This is a genomic window from Hymenobacter terricola (genome assembly GCF_017921975.2).
Lineage (GTDB): Bacteria > Bacteroidota > Bacteroidia > Cytophagales > Hymenobacteraceae > Hymenobacter > Hymenobacter terricola.
In genome coordinates this window covers 1-1,082 of sequence record NZ_JAGEMO020000088.1, presented here as the reverse complement: position 1 = coordinate 1,082, position 1,082 = coordinate 1, and the positions used below count along the sequence as shown (strand labels likewise).

The 1,082-nt window shown below is 67.9% G+C and carries 2 protein-coding genes; both read left to right on the top strand.

Going from position 1 to position 1,082, the window contains the following annotated elements; translation table 11 throughout:
* Positions 1–796, top strand: a 796-nt coding sequence (locus J4G38_RS24740; protein ID WP_210522250.1) for a hypothetical protein, incomplete at its 5' end; no start/stop codon positions are given.
* Positions 797–819: 23 nt separating this feature from the next.
* A partial coding sequence (locus J4G38_RS24735) for a hypothetical protein (protein ID WP_210522249.1) occupies positions 820–1,082 on the top strand: 263 nt, incomplete at its 3' end.

The following is a 1,082-nucleotide window of genomic DNA, read 5'->3' as shown; positions in this document are numbered from 1 at the left end:
CAGCCCGGTGACGGTGTACCCCGCTGTCGGCACCGGCAACCCGATTGCGCTCCAACCCGGCGAGACGCTCCTCTTGTCCTACACCTACCGCAACCAGAGGAGCAGCGACCAGGCCGGCAGTGCCATTCAGTGGGTGGTGGTGGCGCGGGGCAGCAACGCGGGCAGCGTAAGCGGCGGTTCCGGTAACGTGAGCGCCGCAGCGGCCCTGGCCTCGGGCCAGCTCGTCGTTGGCGCGGGCGGGAGCGCCGTGGCGAGCGCGCCGGCTTTTACCATTACGGGGGCAGAGCTGGCGGCGGTGTGCGAAGCCCCCGTGGCGCCGCGAGGCCTTACCATCGCGCAACACAACGACGGCCCGCAGGCGGCGTATCAATTGGTGCGCAAGTCGCGGGGTTCCGCCGCCGCGCCGACCGCTGTACAGGCCGGCGACTTGATTGGCCTCACGGGGTACTCCAGCTACAGCGGCGGCGCGTGGGCCTCCGACCGCACCTCGTTCGGGGCCATCTACGAGGGCAGCGGCGGACAGTGCCTGGCGTTCATCACCGGCAGCACGGACGGTAACTACGCGCCCTCGCTGCGCGTCGCGGCCAACAAACGGGTAGCCGTGGGCGACTTTGGCACCGCCATTCCCTACACGCTGCAATCCGTACCCGAGCAGCTCAGCGTGAACGGCCGCGCCTTCCTGGCCAACCAATCCGAGCCCGCCACGCCGGCCGGCGGCGGCACGCTGTACGTTGAAAACGGCACCTTAAAATTCAAGGGCAGCAACGGCACCGTCACGGTCATCGCTCCCGCATAACTCATTCTCTTATTGTCATTGCCATGGCCCTCATTAGCGCCCCAACCCCGCTCATCGTCATCCCCGTTTCCGACCGCGCCGTGCTGGGCACGCGGCTCAAGCAACAGGCCCGGTTCATCCAGCTGCGCCACAGCCAGGACGAGGCCGGCCTGTGCGCGGCCTACATCGACGTGGAAATTACCATGTACGCCGCCGCCGCCGACGGCGACGGCTACGGGCCGGAACTGACCGCCGAGGGGTTTTTACGCCGCCAAAAGACGCTGGTCGCCGATAACAACACCGTGGT